Origin of the sequence: Chromohalobacter beijerinckii (assembly GCF_023061185.1) — a bacterium.
In the GTDB taxonomy this organism is placed as follows: Bacteria; Pseudomonadota; Gammaproteobacteria; order Pseudomonadales; family Halomonadaceae; genus Chromohalobacter; species Chromohalobacter beijerinckii.
Genome location: NZ_JAKGAK010000004.1, coordinates 61,535 through 81,876, shown reverse-complemented (window position 1 = coordinate 81,876; position 20,342 = coordinate 61,535). Strand labels below are relative to the sequence as shown.

The 20,342-nt window shown below is 60.4% G+C and carries 17 protein-coding genes; 1 reads left to right on the top strand and 16 read right to left on the bottom strand.

Annotation, left to right across the window (positions count from 1 at the left end; all coding sequences use genetic code 11):
* Positions 1–19: 19 nt before the first annotated feature.
* The gene (secA, locus tag L1075_RS05350; protein ID WP_246940598.1) at positions 20–2,758 is read right to left on the bottom strand and encodes a preprotein translocase subunit SecA; all 2,739 of its coding nucleotides are present in this window, start codon (positions 2,756–2,758) and stop codon (positions 20–22) included.
* A gap of 73 nt (positions 2,759–2,831) precedes the next feature.
* On the bottom strand, positions 2,832–3,206 hold the full coding sequence (locus tag L1075_RS05345) for a hypothetical protein (RefSeq protein WP_246940595.1): 375 nt from the start codon (positions 3,204–3,206) through the stop codon (positions 2,832–2,834).
* Positions 3,207–3,274: 68 nt separating this feature from the next.
* On the opposite strand from L1075_RS05345, the gene L1075_RS05340 reads away from it, so the two are divergent.
* Positions 3,275–3,736 carry a DUF721 domain-containing protein gene (locus tag L1075_RS05340; RefSeq protein WP_178997194.1) on the top strand — a complete coding sequence of 154 codons (462 nt, stop codon included), beginning with the start codon at positions 3,275–3,277 and terminating at the stop codon, positions 3,734–3,736.
* A 98-nt stretch (positions 3,737–3,834) separates the two neighbouring features.
* Here the strand turns inward: L1075_RS05340 and lpxC are convergent, their stop codons facing one another.
* The 14 genes from lpxC to ftsL form a co-directional block, all read right to left on the bottom strand.
* Entirely contained in the window at positions 3,835–4,746 is a 912-nt protein-coding gene (lpxC, locus tag L1075_RS05335) for a UDP-3-O-acyl-N-acetylglucosamine deacetylase (protein ID WP_178997192.1), read from the bottom strand.
* A gap of 115 nt (positions 4,747–4,861) precedes the next feature.
* Positions 4,862–6,046 carry a cell division protein FtsZ gene (gene ftsZ, locus L1075_RS05330; protein ID WP_178997189.1) on the bottom strand — a complete coding sequence of 395 codons (1,185 nt, stop codon included), beginning with the start codon at positions 6,044–6,046 and terminating at the stop codon, positions 4,862–4,864.
* A gap of 38 nt (positions 6,047–6,084) precedes the next feature.
* Complete coding sequence (ftsA, locus tag L1075_RS05325) at positions 6,085–7,356, bottom strand: cell division protein FtsA (protein WP_246940592.1); 1,272 nt, start codon at positions 7,354–7,356, stop codon at positions 6,085–6,087.
* 201 nt (positions 7,357–7,557) lie between these two features.
* Entirely contained in the window at positions 7,558–8,280 is a 723-nt protein-coding gene (locus L1075_RS05320) for a cell division protein FtsQ/DivIB (protein WP_246940589.1), read from the bottom strand.
* A 7-nt stretch (positions 8,281–8,287) separates the two neighbouring features.
* The gene (locus L1075_RS05315; protein ID WP_178997187.1) at positions 8,288–9,232 is read right to left on the bottom strand and encodes a D-alanine--D-alanine ligase; all 945 of its coding nucleotides are present in this window, start codon (positions 9,230–9,232) and stop codon (positions 8,288–8,290) included.
* Positions 9,229–10,698 carry a UDP-N-acetylmuramate--L-alanine ligase gene (gene murC, locus L1075_RS05310; protein WP_246940586.1) on the bottom strand — a complete coding sequence of 490 codons (1,470 nt, stop codon included), beginning with the start codon at positions 10,696–10,698 and terminating at the stop codon, positions 9,229–9,231. The genes L1075_RS05315 and murC overlap by 4 nt, the downstream gene beginning before the upstream one ends.
* Positions 10,682–11,743, bottom strand: a complete 1,062-nt coding sequence (murG, locus tag L1075_RS05305; protein WP_281504089.1) for an undecaprenyldiphospho-muramoylpentapeptide beta-N-acetylglucosaminyltransferase — start codon at positions 11,741–11,743, stop codon at positions 10,682–10,684. The genes murC and murG overlap by 17 nt, the downstream gene beginning before the upstream one ends.
* 32 nt (positions 11,744–11,775) lie before the next feature.
* Positions 11,776–12,960 carry a putative lipid II flippase FtsW gene (gene ftsW / locus L1075_RS05300; RefSeq protein ID WP_246940580.1) on the bottom strand — a complete coding sequence of 395 codons (1,185 nt, stop codon included), beginning with the start codon at positions 12,958–12,960 and terminating at the stop codon, positions 11,776–11,778.
* Positions 12,954–14,321 carry a UDP-N-acetylmuramoyl-L-alanine--D-glutamate ligase gene (gene murD / locus L1075_RS05295; protein ID WP_246940577.1) on the bottom strand — a complete coding sequence of 456 codons (1,368 nt, stop codon included), beginning with the start codon at positions 14,319–14,321 and terminating at the stop codon, positions 12,954–12,956. The genes ftsW and murD overlap by 7 nt, the downstream gene beginning before the upstream one ends.
* Position 14,322: 1 nt before the next feature.
* Positions 14,323–15,405 carry a phospho-N-acetylmuramoyl-pentapeptide-transferase gene (gene mraY / locus L1075_RS05290; RefSeq protein ID WP_246940574.1) on the bottom strand — a complete coding sequence of 361 codons (1,083 nt, stop codon included), beginning with the start codon at positions 15,403–15,405 and terminating at the stop codon, positions 14,323–14,325.
* A 9-nt stretch (positions 15,406–15,414) separates the two neighbouring features.
* A complete protein-coding gene (locus L1075_RS05285) occupies positions 15,415–16,773 on the bottom strand; it encodes a UDP-N-acetylmuramoyl-tripeptide--D-alanyl-D-alanine ligase (protein WP_246894221.1) in 1,359 nt (452 codons plus the stop codon).
* Complete coding sequence (locus L1075_RS05280; RefSeq protein WP_040241776.1) at positions 16,770–18,299, bottom strand: UDP-N-acetylmuramoyl-L-alanyl-D-glutamate--2,6-diaminopimelate ligase; 1,530 nt, start codon at positions 18,297–18,299, stop codon at positions 16,770–16,772. Before L1075_RS05280 ends, L1075_RS05285 begins: the two co-directional genes overlap by 4 nt.
* On the bottom strand, positions 18,299–20,011 hold the full coding sequence (locus tag L1075_RS05275) for a peptidoglycan D,D-transpeptidase FtsI family protein (protein ID WP_040241777.1): 1,713 nt from the start codon (positions 20,009–20,011) through the stop codon (positions 18,299–18,301). The genes L1075_RS05280 and L1075_RS05275 overlap by 1 nt, the downstream gene beginning before the upstream one ends.
* Complete coding sequence (ftsL, locus tag L1075_RS05270) at positions 20,008–20,334, bottom strand: cell division protein FtsL (protein WP_040241780.1); 327 nt, start codon at positions 20,332–20,334, stop codon at positions 20,008–20,010. Before ftsL ends, L1075_RS05275 begins: the two co-directional genes overlap by 4 nt.
* Between the last annotated feature and the right edge of the window lie 8 nt (positions 20,335–20,342).

Here is a 20,342-nt window from a genome sequence, read left to right as displayed (position 1 = left end):
TGCCACGCTTGCCTTGAGCTCAGCTCAACTTGCCATGGCAATGCTTGTATTTCTTGCCAGAACCGCAAGGACACGGATCGTTACGACCCACTTTAGGGCCTTCACGGCGTACCGGCTGTGCATCTTCCTCGTCGCCAGCACGCTCCTCGCCTTCGGCGGTCACCGCCTCAGCCGAGGCCACGGCGTCTTCATGCACCGGTTGGCTGACCGCACGTTCGCGCTCCAGCGTGGCACGCCGTTCACGCTCCAGCTCATCGACTTCTTCCTGACGCCGCACTTGCACATGACTCAGGATGCGAATGACATCGTGCTTGATGTTGGCCAGCAGCGTTTGGAAGAGTTCGAAGGCTTCACGCTTGTATTCCTGCTTGGGATTCTTCTGTGCATACCCACGCAAATGGATCCCGCGACGCAGATGGTCCATGTGCTGCAGGTGTTCTTTCCAGCGCGTATCGAGCACTTGCAACATGACCTGCTTTTCGAAACGACGCATCAGCTCCGGGCCGACTGCCTCGGCCTTGCTGGCAAAGAGACCGCGATGCTGATCGTGCAGACGTTCACGCAACAGGTCTTCATGGAAGTGTTCGTCTTCTTCTGCCCATTGCACCAAGGGCACATCGAGGTTGAACTCCTGCTTGAGATAGTCCTGCAACCCAGCAAGGTCCCACTGCTCGGGCAAGCTCTGCGCCGGCACATAACTGGTAATGGCCTCGGACAATACTTGCTCACGAATCTCGGCGATATTGGACGAGAGGTCATCGGTGACAAGCACTTCATTGCGCTGCTGATAGACAACACGTCGTTGATCGTTGGAAACGTCGTCGTATTCCAGCAGCTGCTTGCGGATATCGAAGTTGCGGCCCTCGACCTTTTTCTGAGCACGCTCGACGGCATTGGACACCATCTTGTGTTCGATCGCCTCGCCACGTTCCAGTCCCAGGGCCCCCATCAACCGCTGCACGCGCTCCGAGCCGAACAACCGCATGAGGTTGTCTTCCAATGAGAGGAAGAAGCGTGTCGACCCGGGATCGCCCTGACGACCTGAGCGCCCACGCAGCTGATTGTCGATGCGTCGGGATTCGTGGCGTTCGGAACCAATCACATGGAGACCGCCCGCAGCAAGTACAGCATCGTGGCGTTCCTGCCATGCGGCCTTGAGTGCTGCGACCTGCTCGTCGGAAGGGTTATCGAGAGCCGCCGCTTCGGCTTCCCAGTTACCGCCCAGCACGATGTCGGTACCTCGCCCGGCCATGTTGGTGGCGATGGTCACGGCACCGGGCTGCCCCGCCTGGGCGATGATTTCCGCTTCACTCTGGTGTTGCTTGGCGTTAAGCACATTGTGCGGTATCTGATACTTCTGCATCAGATGGGCGAGATATTCGGAGGTTTCGATCGATGCCGTGCCCACCAGAACCGGGCGACCTGCCTCGCGTTGCGTCTTGACGTCGTCGATGATGGCTTCGAATTTTTCCTCTCCACTCATGTAGACCAAGTCATTATGGTCCACACGCACCAACGGGCGGTTGGTGGGAATCACCATGACATCCAGGCCATAGATCTGACGGAACTCGAAGGCCTCGGTGTCGGCGGTCCCTGTCATCCCCGCCAGCTTCTCGTAAAGACGGAAGTAGTTCTGGAAGGTGGTAGAGGCCAATGTCTGGCTCTCTTTCTGGATCGTGACCCCTTCCTTGGCCTCGACCGCTTGGTGCAGCCCCTCGGACCAGCGGCGGCCCGGCATGCTGCGCCCGGTGTGCTCATCGACGATGACGACTTCATCGTTATTGACGATGTAATCGACGTCGCGATGATAGAGATGACGCGCACGTAACGCCGAATGCACATGTTGTAGAAGCCCCAGATTCTGGGCCGAGTACAACGAGTCGTCCGCGCCCAGAAGCTCCGTCTCTCTCAGTATCCCTTCCAGCTTCTGGTGACCGGTTTCCGTCAGCTCCACCTGCTTTTGTTTCTCATCGAGGATGAAGTCCCCGCTGGTCGGGTCCTCTTCGTCGCTGCACTCTTCAAGCCCCAGGGAAAGCTGATTGATACGCCGGTAAAGCTCGACGTTTTCTTCTACCGGGCCGGAAATGATCAGCGGCGTGCGCGCCTCGTCGATGAGAATCGAGTCGACTTCATCGATGATCGCGTAGTGCAGCGCACGCTGGACCTTGTCATCCAGCGAAAACGCCATATTGTCACGCAGATAGTCGAACCCAAATTCGTTGTTGGTGCCGTACGTGATGTCGCAGGCGTAAGCTTCACGCTTCTGGGGCGAGGCCTGGCCGGAGTAGATCGTGCCCACGCTGAGATCGAGAAATTCATAGAGAGGGCGCATCCACTCGGCATCGCGGCTGGCCAGATAATCGTTGACCGTCACCACGTGCACGCCCTTGCCCGGCAATGCATTGAGATAGACCGCCAAGGTACCAACCAAGGTCTTGCCCTCGCCAGTTTTCATCTCGGCGATGCGGCCTTCGTGCAGCGTCATCCCGCCGACCATCTGCACATCGAAGTGACGCATTCCCATCACGCGCTTACTCGCCTCGCGCACCACGGCGAAAGCTTCGGGCAGTATCTTATCGATGGACTCGCCTGACTCCAGGCGCGTGCGGAATTCGCTGGTCTTTGCCGTCAGCGCGGCATCCTCGAGAGACTCGAACGTGGGTTCCAACACGTTGATGGCCTCGGAGGCCTTTCGCATGCGTTTGACTTCGCGCTCGTTCTTCGAGCCAACCAGCTTACGAACGATAGTATTGAGCATGTGAGATCCTGAAATCCAAAAGTGCCTAAAACGTCATATCGGCCACCGCATCGACGCGGCGCCAGCATCAATATCAGGCGATTAATCGCCCGATACCTCGAAACAAGACACTGCGTGGTGGACCTCGGCGCGAGAGGACATCCAGTCCCACGCTCAACACATGATAGAAACGCTGCGGCAAGCGCCACAGGCGAGGAGACGGTGGGCGACGTCGTCTAGTGCCCAACAAGCGCTTGCGTCGCTCCACACGACGCGATTGGGCACGAATGGCTTCCGGCGCCATCAGACAGACCTGCGTCAACCGCCCGGCGATACGTAGTGCGTCGGAGTGCATCAACCCCGCCGGTAACAAGCACCCGACCAACAGACCGGCGAGCCACCATTGCGCACGGTGACGCGCGCGAACGCGACGCGGCGACGTTGAGCTATGGTGCGTAGCGCTGGTCATGCTATCGACGAGCTCCGGCTCATGGTAGATTGCGCAGACATTCTGCTTTCCTTCGCGCGGGCAAGCCCATGAGTATAAAGGCTAAGCGTTTCCGAGCCCAGTCCATCCACCATCTCATCGACGGATCCGGCGAATTGGGGTCGGTGGTACGTATGGCGAAACTACTACAGCGGGCCCAACAGCACCTGCGTGCCGGGCTTCCCGCCGAAATCGCCGAACATGTCTATGTCGGTGGCTACCGGGAAGGCGCTCTGACGCTCATTACCGATGGCGCCGTATGGTTGACGTGGCTACGTTACGAACGCCAACGCCTTCTCACACTGCTGCGCCAACTCCCCGAATTCGAAGCCGTACTCGCGCTCAACTTCAAGGTCCGTCCTGTACACCCTCTCAAGACGCCCACCTTTCAGGCACGCGCACTTTCAACCGAAGCCGCCCATCATCTCAAGGCATGCGCCGATGACACCGCGGACCCCAAGCTAAAAAAAGCGCTGACGCGCCTGGCGTCTCATGCCCCGAACGACGGCTAGACGGTCGCGTCCGCGTCATCCCCATAAAAAACGCCGACCTATCGGTCGGCGTCAATAAAAGCTTGGTCTTACGCTTAATCTTACAAACGGTGCGGCTATCAAGCCAACGCTGGCGCCGCGTACGAGATAGGCGCTGCTTGCGTCTCGTCTTCAAAGGTCACGATTTCCCAGGCATCCTGCTGCGCCATCAAGGCGCGACACAGCTTGTTATTCAAGCCATGGCCGGATTTGACGCCGCGAAATTCACCGATGAGGCTATGTCCCAACTGGTACAAATCGCCAATGGCGTCGAGCACCTTATGCTTGACGAACTCATCTTCGTAGCGCAAACCCCCTTCGTTCACGATACGATAATCATCAACGACGATGGCATTATCCAAGCTGCCACCGAGCGCCAGATTCTGGGCACGCAGGAACTCCAGATCACGCATGAATCCGAAAGTACGCGCGCGGGAGACTTCTTTCACGAACGACGTCGTCGAGAAGTCGACGCTCGCCGTCTGCTTCTGGTGCGCGAAAACCGGATGGTCGAAGTCGATGGCGAACGCGACTTTAAAACCGTTATGCGGTAAGAAGCGCGCTTCCTTGTCGTCCTCTTCAACCACGATCTCACGTTTGATGCGGATAAACTTCTTGGCCGCCCCTTGTTCAGCGATGCCCGCGGACTGAATCAAGAAGACGAACGGTCCAGCGCTACCATCCATGACGGGCACTTCCGGGGCGCTGAGCTCGACGAAGACATTGTCGATCCCCAAGCCGGCAAATGCCGACATCAGGTGTTCCACCGTCGCCACTTTGACGTCGTCACGCGAAAGCGCGGTACAAAGCGTCGTGTCGGTGACGTATTCGGCGTTGGCGGCTATCTGCACCACTGGATCGAGATCGGTACGTACGAAGACGACGCCAGTATTGACCGGCGCGGGGCGCAGCGTCAGGTAAACCTTTTCACCTGAGTGCAAACCCACACCAGTGGCACGGATGGTATTCTTTAATGTACGTTGTCTAATCATGGGCGTAAGCCAAGCTTGGAAATCGTTATGAAACGCTGTTCACTATAACACCGAACGAACGTTTCAACAAAAAAATGTCGCCTGGCCACGCCTATGCGCCCAGCATGTCGTCCGATCAATCGGCCTGACGGCGCAAGAACGCCGGGATATCCAGGTAGTCGTCGAGCTCTTGCGACTTACGGCGCGACTCCTGCCGAGACTTAGCCGACTCATCCTGCTCCTTCGCAGCCTGCTGGCGCATGACCGTTGGCTGCTGCAGCTTGCGATAATCGGGCGATTCGGCACTGCGTGCCGCCGCAACGGTCTCACGCTGCGGTGTAGCGACTGTCGCCTTTTCCTTGAGGCCCTCGAGGCCCGCTGCCACCACGGTGACGCGCAACTCGTCGGACAACTCCATGTCGATGGACGTCCCCACCACGATCGTCGCGTCCTGGGAAGCGAACTCTTGTACGGTAGCCCCCACATCGTTGAACTCGCCGATGGAAAGGTCCGGCCCCGCCGTGATGTTGACCAGGATGCCGCGCGCGCCATGCAGGTCGATGTCTTCCAGCAAGGGGCTGCGGATGGCCTTTTCGGCGGCTTCACGCGCACGGTTCTCGCCAGTGGCCGCGCCGGTCCCCATCATCGCCATGCCCATCTCGGACATCACCGTGCGCACGTCGGCAAAGTCGACGTTGATGATGCCAGGACTGGTGATTAGCTCGGCGATCCCCTGAACCGCGCCCAACAGTACGTCGTTGGCGGCACTGAACGCCGACAGCAGGCTGGCGTTCTTGCCGAGCACTGCGAGCAGCTTCTCATTGGGAATGGTAATCAGCGAGTCGACATACTCGGACAGCGCTTCCATGCCCTCTTCGGCAGCCCGCATGCGCTTGGGCCCCTCAAAGGGGAATGGACGCGTCACTACCGCCACGGTCAGAATACCCAGCTCTTTGGCGACCTGTGCCACGATAGGCGCGCCGCCGGTCCCGGTACCGCCTCCCATGCCGGCCGTGATGAACACCATGTCGGCGCCTTGCAGCAGCTCGGCGATCCGCTCACGGTCTTCCGTGGCCGCTTGACGACCAACCTCGGGGCTGGCGCCAGCCCCTAGCCCCTTAGTGATTTCGCTGCCGAGCTGAAGAACGGTCTTGGCAGCGACGCGCTTGAGCGCCTGAGCGTCGGTATTGGCACAGATGAACTCAACGCCTTCGATGTTGCTTTCGACCATGTGGTTGACGGCATTGCCACCGCCACCACCGACGCCAATCACCTTAATAACCGCGCTGCTAGAAGGTGCGTTATCTACCAGTTCGAACATAAGCCCCGTCTCCTGTGACCGCTACTTGTGCGGCCCTCTCAGAAATTTCCTTTGAACCAACCTTTGATCCTTTCCAACCCCGAGCGTTCTTGCCTTTGTCCACGTCGGGTATGAGCCTCTTCTCTACGGGGCTGAGCCGACACGACAGCATTACGTTTGGCATCATTCATACCGTAGAGTAGCAAACCCACTCCCGTCGAATAAATCGGGTTACGAACGACATCGGCGAGGCCGCGAACGTTTTGGGGATAAGCAATGCGCACGGGCATGTGAAAGATTTCTTCGGCTAGCTCGACGACACCCTCCATGCGCGACGTACCGCCGGTTAGAACCACTCCGGCCGCCACGAGATCTTCGTAGCCACTACGCCGCAATTCTTCGCGTACCAATGTAAACAATTCTTCATAGCGCGGTTCGACTACTTCGGCCAACGCCTGACGAGAAAGATCGCGCGCCGGTCTGTCTCCCACGCTGGGAACCTTGATCATTTCGTCGCTACTCGCGAGCTGGGTCAGCGCGCAAGCGTATTTGACCTTGATATCCTCCGCATACTGCGTCGGCGTGCGCAGCGCCATGGCGATGTCATTGGTGACTTGGTCACCCGCGATGGGAATCACCGCCGTATGGCGTATGGCCCCCTCGGTAAACACGGCGATATCGGTAGTGCCGCCGCCAATATCCACCATGCACACACCCAGCTCGCGCTCGTCCTCGGTCAATACCGCATAACTCGAGGCCAACTGCTCCAGAATGATGTCATCGACTTCCAGGCCACAGCGACGCACGCATTTTTCGATGTTCTGCACGGCATTCAATGCTGCCGTGACCAGGTGAACCCGCGCCTCGAGACGTACACCGGACATCCCCATCGGCTCACGGATACCTTCCTGATTGTCTATGGCGAATTCTTGAGGCAACACATGAAGAATACGCTGTCCTTCAGAAATAGCACGTGCGCGAGCCGAATCGATGACACGCTCGATATCCGAGGGTGTTACTTCCCGCTCCTTGATGGCTACGACACCGTCGGAATTCATCGAGCTGATATGACTGCCCGCCACGCCAACATACACCGAGTGAATATCGCAACCCGCCATCAACTCAGCTTCCTCGACGGCACGCTGAATCGACTGCACGGTCGACTCGATATTGATGACGACCCCTTTTTTCATGCCTCGAGAGGGGTGCGAGCCAATACCTGCGATCTCGATGCTTCCATCATCGGAAGGCTGGCCGACGATAGCCACCACCTTGGACGTTCCGATATCCAGCCCGACCACCATGTTGGAAGCATTGGATTGTCCTGCCATAGGTCGGGGTCACTCCTCGAACTGCACTGGGTTTGAAATTCATTGATCTATAAAAACGCGCTGGGCCAATTATAGGAACATGTTACTTTACATCACTACCCAACAAATGAAACCGGCCTCAGAATACGGTGATTTTTTCGAAAAGGGAAACCCCCGTCGCCCGGATTTCGTGGCCTGGCGCCGAAAAAGGCAACTGCGCCGTTACTCTGTCGCATCTATTTCTGTCTGTCCATGCCAAGCGACGGAAACACCATTGGGATAGCGTAAATCAATGTAGCGAATTTGCGACGCCTGCGTTCCCAACTGTCGTTGCCAGGCCGCCGTAAAACGTGCCAGACGAGATTCGAGATCGGTACGCCCCAGGATAACCCATACACTGTCATTCACCTGAAAACGCCAAGCGCCACGATCTTCCAAACGTAATTGAGTCACACGCAAGTCCAAGGTCTCCAGACGGCGTAGCAACGAGTCGAGATACGCCAATACTTCAGGCCCAGTGCCCTCGGGGCCCGCTAGATCGGGCAAAGGTTTATCGAAATCATCGACCGGCCCCGGTGAAAAAGGCTCACCATGCGTATTGAGCAGCTTGTCGTCGTTCCAGTGTGCGACCGGTGCTTGTTCGAAAAGCTCAAAGCGTAAGGCATTCGGCCATTCACGCGAGACTTTCACCTCCGACAGCCAGTCTATATTGCGCGCCTTGTCACGCGCCTGGTCGAGATCGATGGATAGCCAGGTTTCACCGCTGACCAAGGGCGCGAGATTGCGCTGCAAATAAGTCGCCGAAACGTAGTGCAGATCGCCGCCGATGGAGACCCGCTCGATGGGCCGGTCGAGCCAAAGCCACAACGTGCGCCCGCCCGCACCGAGCAAAACGGCCAACAAGATCAAGCCTAATAAGGCACCGCGCAAACCGGCCTCCTTCATTCTCGCGTCACTCGCCGGTCGTGGTGTCGAGAATCCGCAACACCAGCGCATCGAAGTCGAGACCGGCATGTGCCGCCGCTTGCGGCACCAGGCTATGATCGGTCATGCCCGGCACCGTATTGACTTCGAGTAGCCAGAAGCGTCCCTGCGCATCGCGCATCACATCGACACGCCCCCAGCCACTGCCGCCGATCACCTCGAACGCGCGGCGGCACAGTTCGCCCAGCGCCCGTTCATCGTCGGCCTCGAGACCGCACGGCAATAGATAACGCGTGGTATCGGAATGATACTTGGCCTCGTAATCGTAGAAGCCACTGGGCACTTCGACGCGAATCGCCGGCAATACCTCGTCGCCAAGTAGCGACACGGTATATTCCTCGCCCTGCACGAAACGCTCGGCCATGATGGCGTTATCGAAGCGTGCCGCCTCGGCATGCGCCGCGATCAACTCTTCCCGTGTACCGACGATGCTGATCCCGATAGTCGAGCCTTCATGCACGGGTTTAACGATCAAAGGCAACCCGAGGGTCTCGATGACCGCATCCCAATCGACCGTACCCTCCAGCATGACGCTTTCCGGCGTGGGCAGGCCATGCGCGCGCCAGAACTGTTTGGTGCGTTCCTTATCCATCCCCAGCGCAGAGGCCAGCACACCGCTACCCGTATAGGGGATGTCCAACAACTCCAGAGCACCCTGCAAAGAGCCATCCTCACCGTCCCGACCATGCATGGCGATGAAGACACATTCCGGCGCAAGCGCTTCTAACCCACTCAACCCACCACCGGCGAAATCGAATCCGTGGGCGTCGACACCGCTACGCTTGAGCGATGTCAGGATCGCGCGGCCACTAAGCAGCGACACTTCACGTTCAGCAGAACGGCCACCGTATACCACGACGATGCGCCCCGGATGTAGACGCTTCGGCCCCTCGTTCGTCACGCTGTCATTCATAATTCCATTCCATCCAGATGTAACCGACAACCGGCTAGACGCAACGAAATCCCACCGATGTCACCGGCGCCCTGGGTGATCAGGATATCGTCGGGGCGCAGCACGCGTGACAACAGCGCCGGCAGCTCCTGCTTGCTTTCGACGAACAAGGGATCGACTTGACCACGTTGACGAATCGACCCGGCCAATGTCCGGCCCTCCGCCCCCGGAATGGAAGCTTCCCCAGCGCTGTAGACATCCAGCAGCAACAGCGTATCCACGCCCGAGAGCACACGCACGAAATCCTCGTATAGATCTCGCGTACGCGAATAGCGATGCGGCTGGTACAGCATGACCAGGCGACGATCGGGCCAGCCCGCACGCACCGCGTCGATGACCATTTCCACCTCACGCGGATGATGGCCGTAATCGTCGACCAACATGACCTCGCCTTCGGCAGCCGGTGCCGGAAACTGCCCATGCACCTGGAAACGCCGCCCCACACCGGCAAAGTGTGCCAGACCGCGCTGAATGGCCGCATCGTCGACACCCGCGTCGCTAGCCACGGCGATTGCCGCCAACGCATTGAGGGCATTGTGGCGCCCTGGCATGCCCAACTTAATCTCGAGCGGCGCCATACCAGGCGGGCGCTCGGCGGTAAAATGCACCACGCCACCGCGCTGGACGAAATCACACAACCGGTAATCGGCATCCTCGGCGAAACCGTAGGTGACGAACTGACGCTGGAGACGCGGAATCAAGCCACGCACGTTGTCATCGTCGAGGCACAGCACCGCCAGCCCGTAGAAAGGCAGGTTATGCAAGAACTCCAGGAAGGTATCCTTTAGGCGCGTGAAGTCGCCCCCGTAGGTCGCCATATGATCGGCATCGATATTGGTGACGATCGAGACCATCGGCTGCAAGTGCAAAAACGAGGCATCCGACTCGTCGGCCTCGGCCACCAGATAATCGCCCTCGCCCAGGCGCGCGTTGGCGCCGGCACTGGTCAGCTTGCCGCCAATCACGAAGGTCGGGTCGAGCCCACCCTCGCCGAGCAGCGTCGAGGTCAGGCTGGTCGTAGTGGTCTTGCCATGCGTACCCGCCACGGCGATGCCATGGCGAAAACGCATCAATTCGGCAAGCATTTCCGCACGCCTGACGACGGGAATGCGATGCTCGCGCGCCCAGCGAATTTCCGGGTTCTCGGTGTCAACGGCCGTGGAGACGACCAGGACATCGGCCCCCTGGGCGTGCTCATCGACGTGCCCGATGCACACGCGAATGCCGCAGTCGCGAAGATGCCGCGTGACCGGCGACTCACGCAGGTCGCTGCCGCTGACCGTATAGCCCTGATTGGCCAGCACTTCTGCGATTCCGCACATACCGGCGCCGCCGATGCCCACGAAATGGATATTATGAATGCGGCGCATGCCCAATCCGGTGCGGTTCGGGCGGGTTGGGCCGGAAACGTTATTCGCTGTCAACATTTGCCTCCATGCACCCTGCCACCAGGCGCTCGATCGCTTCCAAACGCGCTTCGGAGCGAGCCGCGACCGCCATGGTGGCCAAGGTCTCAGGTTCGAGAAGGGCCGCCAACGTCTCGGCGAGACTCGCCGCCGATAGTTGTTCCTGCGGCATCAAACGCGCGGCCCCGGCATCGACTAATTGCCGCGCATTGAGTGTCTGATGATCGTCGACGGCATGCGGAAACGGCACCAACACCGAGGGCTTGGCCGCCGCCGCCAGCTCGGCGATTGTCAAGGCTCCCGCGCGGCATACGATCAAGTCCGCCCAGTCATAAGCAGCCGCCATGTCATCGATGAACACGTTCACGTCGGCCTCCACATCCGCCTCGGCATATGCCGATTGCGTCGTGGTTTCCTTGTCGCGACCGGCCTGATGGCGAACATCGGGACGTTGCGCCGCCGGCAATCGAGCAAGCGCCTGGGGCACGTGGCTGTTCAATGCCTGGGCCCCCAGCGACCCACCCAGCACGAGCAGGCGCAAGGGGCGCGCGCGAAGCGTCTCGACATCGTGCGGTGTCTCGCCCAGCGTCGCGATGTCATCGCGGACGGGATTTCCCACCACATCCGCGTGGCGTTCGCCGAACGCACCAGGAAATGCGGCATAGACGCGATCCGCCAGACGCGATAGATAGCGATTGGTCATCCCAGCCACGGCATTCTGCTCATGAATGATCAAGCGTCGCCGCATCAACCAGGCAGCCAGCCCGCCAGGCCCACTGGCGAAGCCGCCCAGCCCGACGACCAGTTGCGGGTCGAATGTGGCAATCACCTGGCGTGCCTGCCAGATGGCTTTGGCCAAACGCCATGGGGCCCACAGCCACCCAGCGATCCCATTGCCACGCAGCCCGGATACTTGTACGCGATGCAAGGTAATATCCGCCGCCGGCACCAATTGGTTTTCGATCCCCCGAGGGCTGCCCAACCATTCCACCACGACACCGCGCTCGCGCAGCGCCTTGGCCAGCGATAGCGCGGGCACCACATGACCACCAGTACCACCGGCCATGATCAGAACACGGGACACTTGCTGATGAGGCACTAGCGCTCTCCTCGTTCTTGCTTTTTCGCTTGGCGTGCCGCTTGAGTGGCGCGCATCTTGGCTCGCATTTCGGCATCGACGCGCAGTAACAAGGCAACCATGACACAGCTAACTGCCAAGCTAGAGCCCCCATAGCTCAATAGCGGCAACGTCAGCCCTTTGGTAGGCAACATGCCCGTGCTGACGGCAATATTGATGAATGCTTGCGCCCCAAACACCAGCGAGATGCCATAGCACAGGTATGCGGAAAAAGCCCAGCCACGCAATTCGGCCTTGCGCCCGATGCGAAGCCCACGAAAGACAAGCAGCGCGAAAAGGCAGACGACGCCCACGGCCCCGACCAATCCCAACTCCTCGGCCAACACCGCGAAAACGAAATCGGTATGTGCTTCGGGTAGATAAAACAACTTCTGGACACTATTTCCTAGCCCGAGGCCCAACCAGTGCCCACGCCCAAAGGCGATCAATGCTTGTGTCAACTGATAGCCACTGGAGTACTGATCGGCCCAGGGATTAGCAAAACTGGTAATGCGCTCCAGGCGATAGGGCTCGGCCACGGCCAGCCAGCCACCGGCGACCACAACTACTATCATGATGAAACCGAAGCGTCCCAATGGCGCTCCCGACATCAATAGCATGCCCATCATGCAACTGCCGATCACCACGACAGCTCCGTAATCCGGCTCGAATATCAACAGCGCCACGTACACCCCAAGCACTACGAACGGGCGCAAGAAGGCGCCCCAATCACGACGCACTTCGGGTAGATAACGTTGCAAATAATCGGCGAAGTAAACGATCAGGCAAAACTTGGCCACTTCCGAGGCCTGGATATTGGCAAAGCCCAAAGGGATCCAACGCTTGCTGCCATTGACTTCGTCACCGATGATCAGCACCGCGATGAGAAGCACGATACCCAACAACAGCAAGCCCGGCCCCCAGGAACGCCAGCGCTCGAGCGGTATACACAGCGCCACGAGCCCGAGCACGACCGAAAAAAGCACGAACACGCCATGGCGAATACTGAAGTAATAAGGGTTACCGGTGAGGCTGGTCGCGATCTCAGACGACGCCGAGGTCACCATTATCCAGCCCACCAACAACAATGAGAATGTCGCCAGCAGCAACCACCCATCGGTCGCCTGCCCTTGGGTAGAAAGCCGTTTTTCCCAACGCGCTAACATGTCGTCGCTCCACCCTGCGTCAGGAACTGTCGAAAGGCCTCACCGCGCGCCATGTAATGAGGAAATTGGTCGAGGCTTGCGCACGCGGGCGACAGCATGACGGCATCACCGGCGCACGCGATGGCCTGAGCCCGCTGCATAGCCGTGTCGAGATCGGCGACACGGGTAACCGGAACGCGCCCGGACATGACATGCTCTAGACGCTGAGCATCGCGCCCGAAGACCACCGCCTCGCGCGCATAGCGCATCAGCGGCTCAACCAGTGGCGTGAAGTCGGCACCCTTGCCGTCGCCACCCGCCAGTAGAATCAGGCGACCCTCGAGCACCGGCCCGACCCCATCAATCGCCGCCAACGTCGCGCCCACATTGGTGCCCTTGGAGTCATTGATCCAGCGCACGCCATCGCGTTCGAGAATTAGCTCGCCCCGGTGCGGCAAGCCGGGGAAATGTTCGAGAACACGAGACATCGCCGTCAGCGGCAGCCCCAATTGTGTCCCCATCGCCAGCGCCGCCAGGGCATTGGCATGATTGTGCCGTCCGGGCATGCGCACACGACGCGTCGACATCAGCGGCGTGTCGCCATGTACGAGCCAGGGCTCCCCAGCATGTTCGGCGATGCCCCAATCGCTGCCAGAAGGGGCTAGAGTGGTGAATCGCGCCACTTCCTGCACGTCAGTGTCAGGCCATGTGGCAGCATCGTCAGCATTGACGACGGCATGTCGCGCGCCGCGAAAGACACGCTGCTTCGTCGCCCGGTAGCCGTGCATATCGCCGTGACGGTCGAGATGATCCTCGCAAAGATTGAGAAACGCCGCCGTTTCGGCGCTCAGCCCAGCAGTGGTTTCCAGCTGGAAACTCGAGAGTTCGAGCACGAACAGCTCGGCGTCCGGAGCCTCGGCCAGCAAATCCAGCGCGGGGGGCCCCAAATTGCCGCCGACGGCCGTCTTCAAGCCGGTCTCGCGAGCCATCTCGCCGAGCAGCGTGGTGACCGTCGACTTAGCATTGGAGCCGGTAATCGCGGCTATCGGCGCGCGACACGCGCGCACGAAAAGCGCGATCTCGCCGAGCACGCGCGGGCCTTCGCCCTCCGCATTCGCGTACTCGACGAGTCCAGGCGTGCGCAAATCGACCCCCGGGCTGACCACGATTTCATGCGCCTCGCGCATATCCAGCGCTTGTAGCGGGCCGCACACAACTTCGACGCTCGGATAGGCCGCGCGAAAAGTCTCCAGGCCTGCGGGGCTCTCGCGCGTATCGGCGACCATGAACGGCACTCCCTGACGGGTCAGATGCCGCGCGATCGCCTGACCCGAGACTCCCAGGCCGATAATCAGCGTATATTCAGGGGGCACCTTGGCCATGTCAGCGAATCTTCAACGTGGCCAGCCCCAGCAAGACCAGCACGACCGTGATAATCCAGAAACGCACGATCACGCGCGGCTCGGGCCAGCCCTTGAGCTCGAAATGGTGATGCAACGGAGCCATGCGAAAGATGCGTCGTCCCGTCAGCTTGTAGGAGCCGACCTGCAGGATCACCGAGACCGTTTCCATCACGAAAACGCCGCCCATGATGAACAGCACGATTTCCTGACGCACGATGACGGCGACCACACCCAGCGCGGCGCCAAGGGCCAACGCCCCGACATCGCCCATGAACACCTGCGCCGGGTAGGTGTTGAACCACAGGAAGCCCAGACCCGCTCCGGCGATGGTACCGCAGAACACGGCGAGCTCGCCGGCCCCCGGCACCAGAGGAATATGCAAGTATTGCGCGAAGACAGTATTACCGCTTGCGTAAGCGAAGATCGCCAGCCCCATGGCAACGAGCACGGTCGGCATGATCGCAAGGCCATCGAGCCCATCGGTCAAGTTGACCGCGTTGGAGCTGCCGACGATGACGAAATACGTCAAAACGATGTAGAAAAGCCCCAGAGGCACCACGACGTCTTTGAACAAGGGCACGATCAGGCTGACCTCAACGGGACTGGCCGCCGTGAGATACAGGATGACCGCCGCGCCGAGGCCGATTGCCGATTGCCAGAAGTACTTCCAGCGTGCTGGCAAGCCGCGTGGATTTTTCTCCACGACCTTGCGGTAATCGTCGACCCAGCCAATGGCACCGAAGCCGAGCGTCACGGCCAGTACCAGCCAGACGTAGTGGTTGGTCAGATCTCCCCACAGCAGAGTGCTGATGGCGATGGCGATGAGGATCATCGCTCCCCCCATGGTCGGCGTACCGGCCTTGGATAGGTGCGATTGCGGGCCATCGTCGCGCACTGCCTGGCCGATCTGACGTTCGACCAGACGCTTGATGACCTGAGGCCCCAACCACAGGCACAGCATGAGTGCGGTCAGCGTTCCTAGGATCACGCGCAGTGTCAGGTAATTGAAAACATTGAAGGCGCTTTGAAAATTCGCCAATAAGTCAGCCAGGAAAAGCAGCATGAGTCGCGTTCACCTTGATGCATCCGTACGCAGCTCGGCAATCAAGCGTTCCATGCCGGCACTGCGCGACCCCTTGACCAGCACACTGGCCCCAGAGGGGAGATGGTCGCGGGCATAACGCAAAAGCGTCGCCCAGTCCTCGAAATGACACGCCGAATCGCCGAATGCCGCCACCGCAGGGCGGGCATCGGCACCGAACGTGCCGAGAAAGTCGATCTTCAGTTCCCGCGCGGCGTAGCCCAAGTCGGCATGCAAGCGCTCGCTATCGCGGCCCAGCTCCCCCATAGCGCCCAAGAAGCACCAGCGAGGCGCAGGCATATCGGCCAATACCGCCAGAGCGGCGTGAACCGCACCGGGGTTGGCATTGTAAGTATCATCCAGCAGGCGCGAGCCGCGCAGCCCCGGCACATTTGCCATACGGCCCGCCATCGCCTCGCAAGCCTCGAGCCCGGCGACGATATCCTCGCGCGAGACGCCGAGCGCCCACGCCGCCGCCGCACTGGCCAGCGCGTTGAGCACATTATGGCGCCCCAATAAAGCCAACTGGATGCGACCCAGTGGCTCACCATCCACGAATAGCGTGAAAGCATAACGCCCGGCGTCGTCACAGGCCAGCGCCTGAGCATGCACTCGTGCCGTAGCATCGAGTCCGAAATCGAACACTTCAGCCTCGCCGGCCAGTTCCCGCCACAGCGGATAAAACCGATCATCACGATTGAGCACGGCGGCGCCAGAGGACGGCAATCCCTGGAGGATTTCTGCCTTGGCCTGGGCAATCTGGCCAAGACCACCGAATTCCCCGATGTGCGCGCCCGTGACATTGGTAATCACCGCCACATCGGGGCGCGCCAGCGCCGTCGTCCAGGCGATTTCCCCCAAGTGATTGGCCCCCACCTCAATGACCGCACGGCAATGCGCTGGCGACAGCCCTAGCAGCGTCTGGGGCACACCGATATCGTTATTGAGGTTGCCCTGCGTGGCGAGGGTAGGCTGCGAGCGGGATAGGATGGACGCCAGCATTTCCTTGACCGTGGTCTTGCCGCTGTTACCGGTGACCGCCACCAGTTCGCCCGACCAGGCACGCCGACGAACGCGCCCGAGCATACCTAGTGCCAAGCGCGTATCGGCGACTTCGATCTGGGGCAAGGGAGTCGCCATGGGGCGTGATACGATCGCCCCCGCCGCTCCCTTGGCGCGAGCTTCTTCCAAGAAATCATGGCCATCGAAACGCTCGCCGACCAAGGCCAAGAAGACGTCGCCCGGCGCGATTCGACGCGTATCGCTCACCACCTGCGCCGCCTCGACGTCTACCTCGGGGGGAGGCACCCCCAACCAGCCCGCGATATCGTATAGCGTCATCGCGCTCATGCCTCATGCTCCCGACGTCGCTCTAGGGCGGCCTGCACTACCTCGACATCACTAAACGGATAACGCCGACCGTCGATGTCTTGATAGGTTTCATGCCCCTTGCCAGCGATCAGCACGATGTCGTCCGCGCCGGCTTCCTGCAAGACACACTCGATCGCCTCGCCACGCCCCGCCACGCATTGCGTGCGAGCCTGGCCCGTATTCGAGAGCCCCGCCACGATCTCGCCACGAATCGACGCCGCCGGCTCGCCACGTGGGTTGTCGTCGGTAATCACCAGGCGGTCGGCCAGCGCCTCAGCGGCTTGCGCCATCAGTGGGCGCTTGCCACGATCGCGATCGCCGCCGCAGCCAAAAACGCACCATAGCTTGGCCCCCTCTTGGGCGGGCACGTGCGCGCGTAACGCATCGAGTGCGTTGCGCAGTGCCTCCGGCGTATGCGCGTAGTCGACTACCACCGTCGGCGCGCCGTCTGCGGCCAAGCGCTGCATACGTCCCGGCACAGGCGCGAGCTGCGCGGCGGCGCCGAATAACGCGGCCAAGTCGCTTCCCAGACCATAGAGCGTCGCCATCGCCAAGAGCACGTTGTCGAGATTGAAACGCCCTAGCAGCGACAGCTCCAATTCACGCTCACCCTCCGGCGTCGCAATCAAGGCACGTTGCCCGAGCGCATGCGGAAACCAGTCGATGACACGCAAGGTAGTGGCTTCATCGCACCCCGTGGCGAGTACACGCACGCTCTTGGGAAGACCGGCCAACATCAAGGGCGCCAAGCGATCATCGCCATTGACCACTGCCAGCGACAACTCACGATGCTTGAACAGGCGTGCCTTGGCCGCCGCGTAGGCGGCCATGCTGCCATGATAATCGAGATGATCGCGGCTGATATTGGTGAACACTGCGGCATGGAACCGGCACCCGACCACACGCCCTTGCTCGAGCGCATGCGACGAGACCTCCATGGCGACGCGCTCGATACCCTGCGCACTCAGATTCCCCAATGATTCTTGAAGCGCCAGCGGCCCCGGCGTCGTCAACGCGGCGGGTTCGAGCTGCCCCGGACGTCCAATGCCCAAGGTACCGATCACCGCCGTCGCCGTGCCCAGCGATTCCGACAGCGCGGCCATATAATGAGTGACTGAACTCTTTCCGTTGGTGCCGGTCACGCCAATCAGTTCCAGTGTTTTGGGGACACCGAACAGGTAACGCCCCAGCTCACCGAGACGCCCGCGCAGGCCTGGCACGCCAAGCACACGCGCATCTTGCACGGGAATATCTTCCGGCATGGCGTCCGTATCGTAGAGGACCGCGTCCGCACCGGACGCCAGCGCCTGCTCGATAAAGGCACGCCCATCGACATGCCCCCCTGCCACGGCCACGAACAGCACACCAGGACCCGCTTCACGACTGTCGAGCGTCACCACGCAGGTGGATAGCGCAGGACACCAGTCATCGAGCAGCTCAGGCGTGGCATGCGATGGCCAAAGCAACGCCAAGGCGTCCGCCAACCGTTGCGTATCGGTTTCCATCACTCGGAAGTCTCCTGTTTATCCGGGGGCACATCGAGAAGACGCAGCGCCTTGCCCACTACACGACCAAAAACCGGCGCCGCCACCAGACCACCGTAATAGTCGTCTCCCTTGGGATTGTCGATCATCACCACCGTCACGATGCGCGGATCGGAAACTGGCGCAATACCCGCAAACAGGCCGCGATAGGCTTTTTGCTGATATCCTCCCGCGGTCACCTTGCGAACCGTACCGGTCTTGCCCGCAATGCGGTACCCCTCCACCATCGCGCGCGAGCCACCGGCATCAGGCTGTACGATCTTCTCCATCATGCCCAGTAACTCATGCGCGATCTTCGGTGACATGACCTGGTCACCGATAGGCGCCGAGGTGCGCTTCAACAACGAGGGGTGCAGACGCCGACCGTCATTGGCGATTGCCGTATAAGCGCTAGCAAGCTGCAATGGCGTCAGTGAGAGGCCATAGCCATAGGCCATGGAAGCCTGGGCGCTGCGCGACAAGCCGGTTAAGGACGGTAGACTGCCACTGCCTTCGCCCGGAAAGCCAGTCCCCGGGGGCTGGCCTAGCCCCAGCTTCTGGTATTGCTCCCAGATGGTGCCTTTTGAGAGCTGCAAGGCGATATGGGACATCCCGATATTGGACGAATGCAGCAAGATCCCCCCGGGGGTGAGCTTGCCATAATTGCGAAAGTCACTGATCGTATACCCATCGATGACCATCCACCCCGGCGAGGTATCGATGATCGTATCGGGATCGATCTTGTCCGTCGCCAGTGCCGCTGACATCGCCAAGGGCTTCATGACCGACCCCGGTTCGATAGCGTCGGTCACCGCCTGGTTACGCAGACCGTTAACGTCGATTGAAGTACGGTTATTAGGGTTATAGGACGGGAGGTTGGCCATCGCCAGGACTTCACCGCTGCGCGCATCCATCATGACTAGGGAGCCACCGTCGGCATCATGGTCGTCGACGGATTTCTGCAATTCGCGGTACGCCATATACTGCAAGCGCAAGTCGATCGATAGCGTCAGATCGCCTCCCGGCTTGGCATCCTTGAGCAAGTGCAGATCGCGCACCAGGCGGCCTTTGCGATCCTTGAGCACACGACGCTTGCCAGGCTGGCCACTGAGATAGTCATCGTAGGCCAACTCCACGCCTTCCTGGCCATGGTCGTCGACATTGGTGACGCCCACCAGTTGCGCGGCAACATCTCCCGAGGGGTAATAACGCTTGTACTCGTCTTTGGCGTAAACGCCCGGTATATCGAGATCACGGGCGGGTTTCGCCGCTTCCGGGGTCAGACGCCGCCGCAGATACATGAACTCATGCTCGGAATAGCGCTCGACACGCGCTTCGAGCTTGTCGGGGTCCATCTTCAAGGCGCGCGCGAGCGTCGCCAGTTGGCTCGGGTCGGAGGGCAGTTCCTGGGGATTGGCCCATAGCGTCACCACCGGGGTGGAGATCGCCAGTGGATCGCCATTGCGATCGGAAACCATTCCTCGGTGCGCATTGATGGGCTCGACGCGCAGCGTGCGCGCATCGCCCTGGTTCTGCAGAAAGTCTCGGTCGATGACATTGAGATAGGCAATGCGACCGATCAGAGCACTCAGACCGATGATGACGATGCCCAGCAAAAAAAAGTAACGCCCACGGCCCATCGGTCCATTATTCGGCGAACGACGCCCCGTGGTGGCTCGACGCTCGCGACTCATGGACGAATCACCTCGACATCATCGACATCGGGCACGCGCATCTCCAGGCGCTCGACGGCCATGTCCTCGACCCGTGCCGGCGCCGACCAGGTGCTCTCCTCAAGAAGCAGCCGTCCCCAGACGGTCTGCAAGCTATCACGCTCGCTTTCCAGTTCTTGAAAACGCGCATACTGGACACGCGTCAGGTGGGTGCTGGCAATGGACGCCAACGAGCTGATCAGCATCACGCCAATCAGTACCAGCAGGATGACATGGCGCCAACGCAAGCGGCTGGCGAAAGGCCAGCCTGCCTTGAGCGCGGTGTTTCGTCCTTGAGCCGCCATCACGAACC

What these genes read in the sequence shown, in the direction of transcription:
- secA (WP_246940598.1), bottom strand. Translation starts at nt 2,758, where the DNA reads ATGCTCAATACTATCGTTCGTAAGCTGGTTGGCTCGAAGAACGAGCGC.
- L1075_RS05345 (WP_246940595.1), bottom strand. Translation starts at nt 3,206, where the DNA reads ATGACCAGCGCTACGCACCATAGCTCAACGTCGCCGCGTCGCGTTCGC.
- L1075_RS05340 (WP_178997194.1), top strand. Translation starts at nt 3,275, where the DNA reads ATGAGTATAAAGGCTAAGCGTTTCCGAGCCCAGTCCATCCACCATCTC.
- lpxC (WP_178997192.1), bottom strand. Translation starts at nt 4,746, where the DNA reads ATGATTAGACAACGTACATTAAAGAATACCATCCGTGCCACTGGTGTG.
- ftsZ (WP_178997189.1), bottom strand. Translation starts at nt 6,046, where the DNA reads ATGTTCGAACTGGTAGATAACGCACCTTCTAGCAGCGCGGTTATTAAG.
- ftsA (WP_246940592.1), bottom strand. Translation starts at nt 7,356, where the DNA reads ATGGCAGGACAATCCAATGCTTCCAACATGGTGGTCGGGCTGGATATC.
- L1075_RS05320 (WP_246940589.1), bottom strand. Translation starts at nt 8,280, where the DNA reads ATGAAGGAGGCCGGTTTGCGCGGTGCCTTATTAGGCTTGATCTTGTTG.
- L1075_RS05315 (WP_178997187.1), bottom strand. Translation starts at nt 9,232, where the DNA reads ATGAATGACAGCGTGACGAACGAGGGGCCGAAGCGTCTACATCCGGGG.
- murC (WP_246940586.1), bottom strand. Translation starts at nt 10,698, where the DNA reads ATGTTGACAGCGAATAACGTTTCCGGCCCAACCCGCCCGAACCGCACC.
- murG (WP_281504089.1), bottom strand. Translation starts at nt 11,743, where the DNA reads ATGGCCGGTGGTACTGGTGGTCATGTGGTGCCCGCGCTATCGCTGGCC.
- ftsW (WP_246940580.1), bottom strand. Translation starts at nt 12,960, where the DNA reads ATGTTAGCGCGTTGGGAAAAACGGCTTTCTACCCAAGGGCAGGCGACC.
- murD (WP_246940577.1), bottom strand. Translation starts at nt 14,321, where the DNA reads ATGGCCAAGGTGCCCCCTGAATATACGCTGATTATCGGCCTGGGAGTC.
- mraY (WP_246940574.1), bottom strand. Translation starts at nt 15,405, where the DNA reads ATGCTGCTTTTCCTGGCTGACTTATTGGCGAATTTTCAAAGCGCCTTC.
- L1075_RS05285 (WP_246894221.1), bottom strand. Translation starts at nt 16,773, where the DNA reads ATGAGCGCGATGACGCTATACGATATCGCGGGCTGGTTGGGGGTGCCT.
- L1075_RS05280 (WP_040241776.1), bottom strand. Translation starts at nt 18,299, where the DNA reads ATGGAAACCGATACGCAACGGTTGGCGGACGCCTTGGCGTTGCTTTGG.
- L1075_RS05275 (WP_040241777.1), bottom strand. Translation starts at nt 20,011, where the DNA reads ATGAGTCGCGAGCGTCGAGCCACCACGGGGCGTCGTTCGCCGAATAAT.
- ftsL (WP_040241780.1), bottom strand. Translation starts at nt 20,334, where the DNA reads ATGGCGGCTCAAGGACGAAACACCGCGCTCAAGGCAGGCTGGCCTTTC.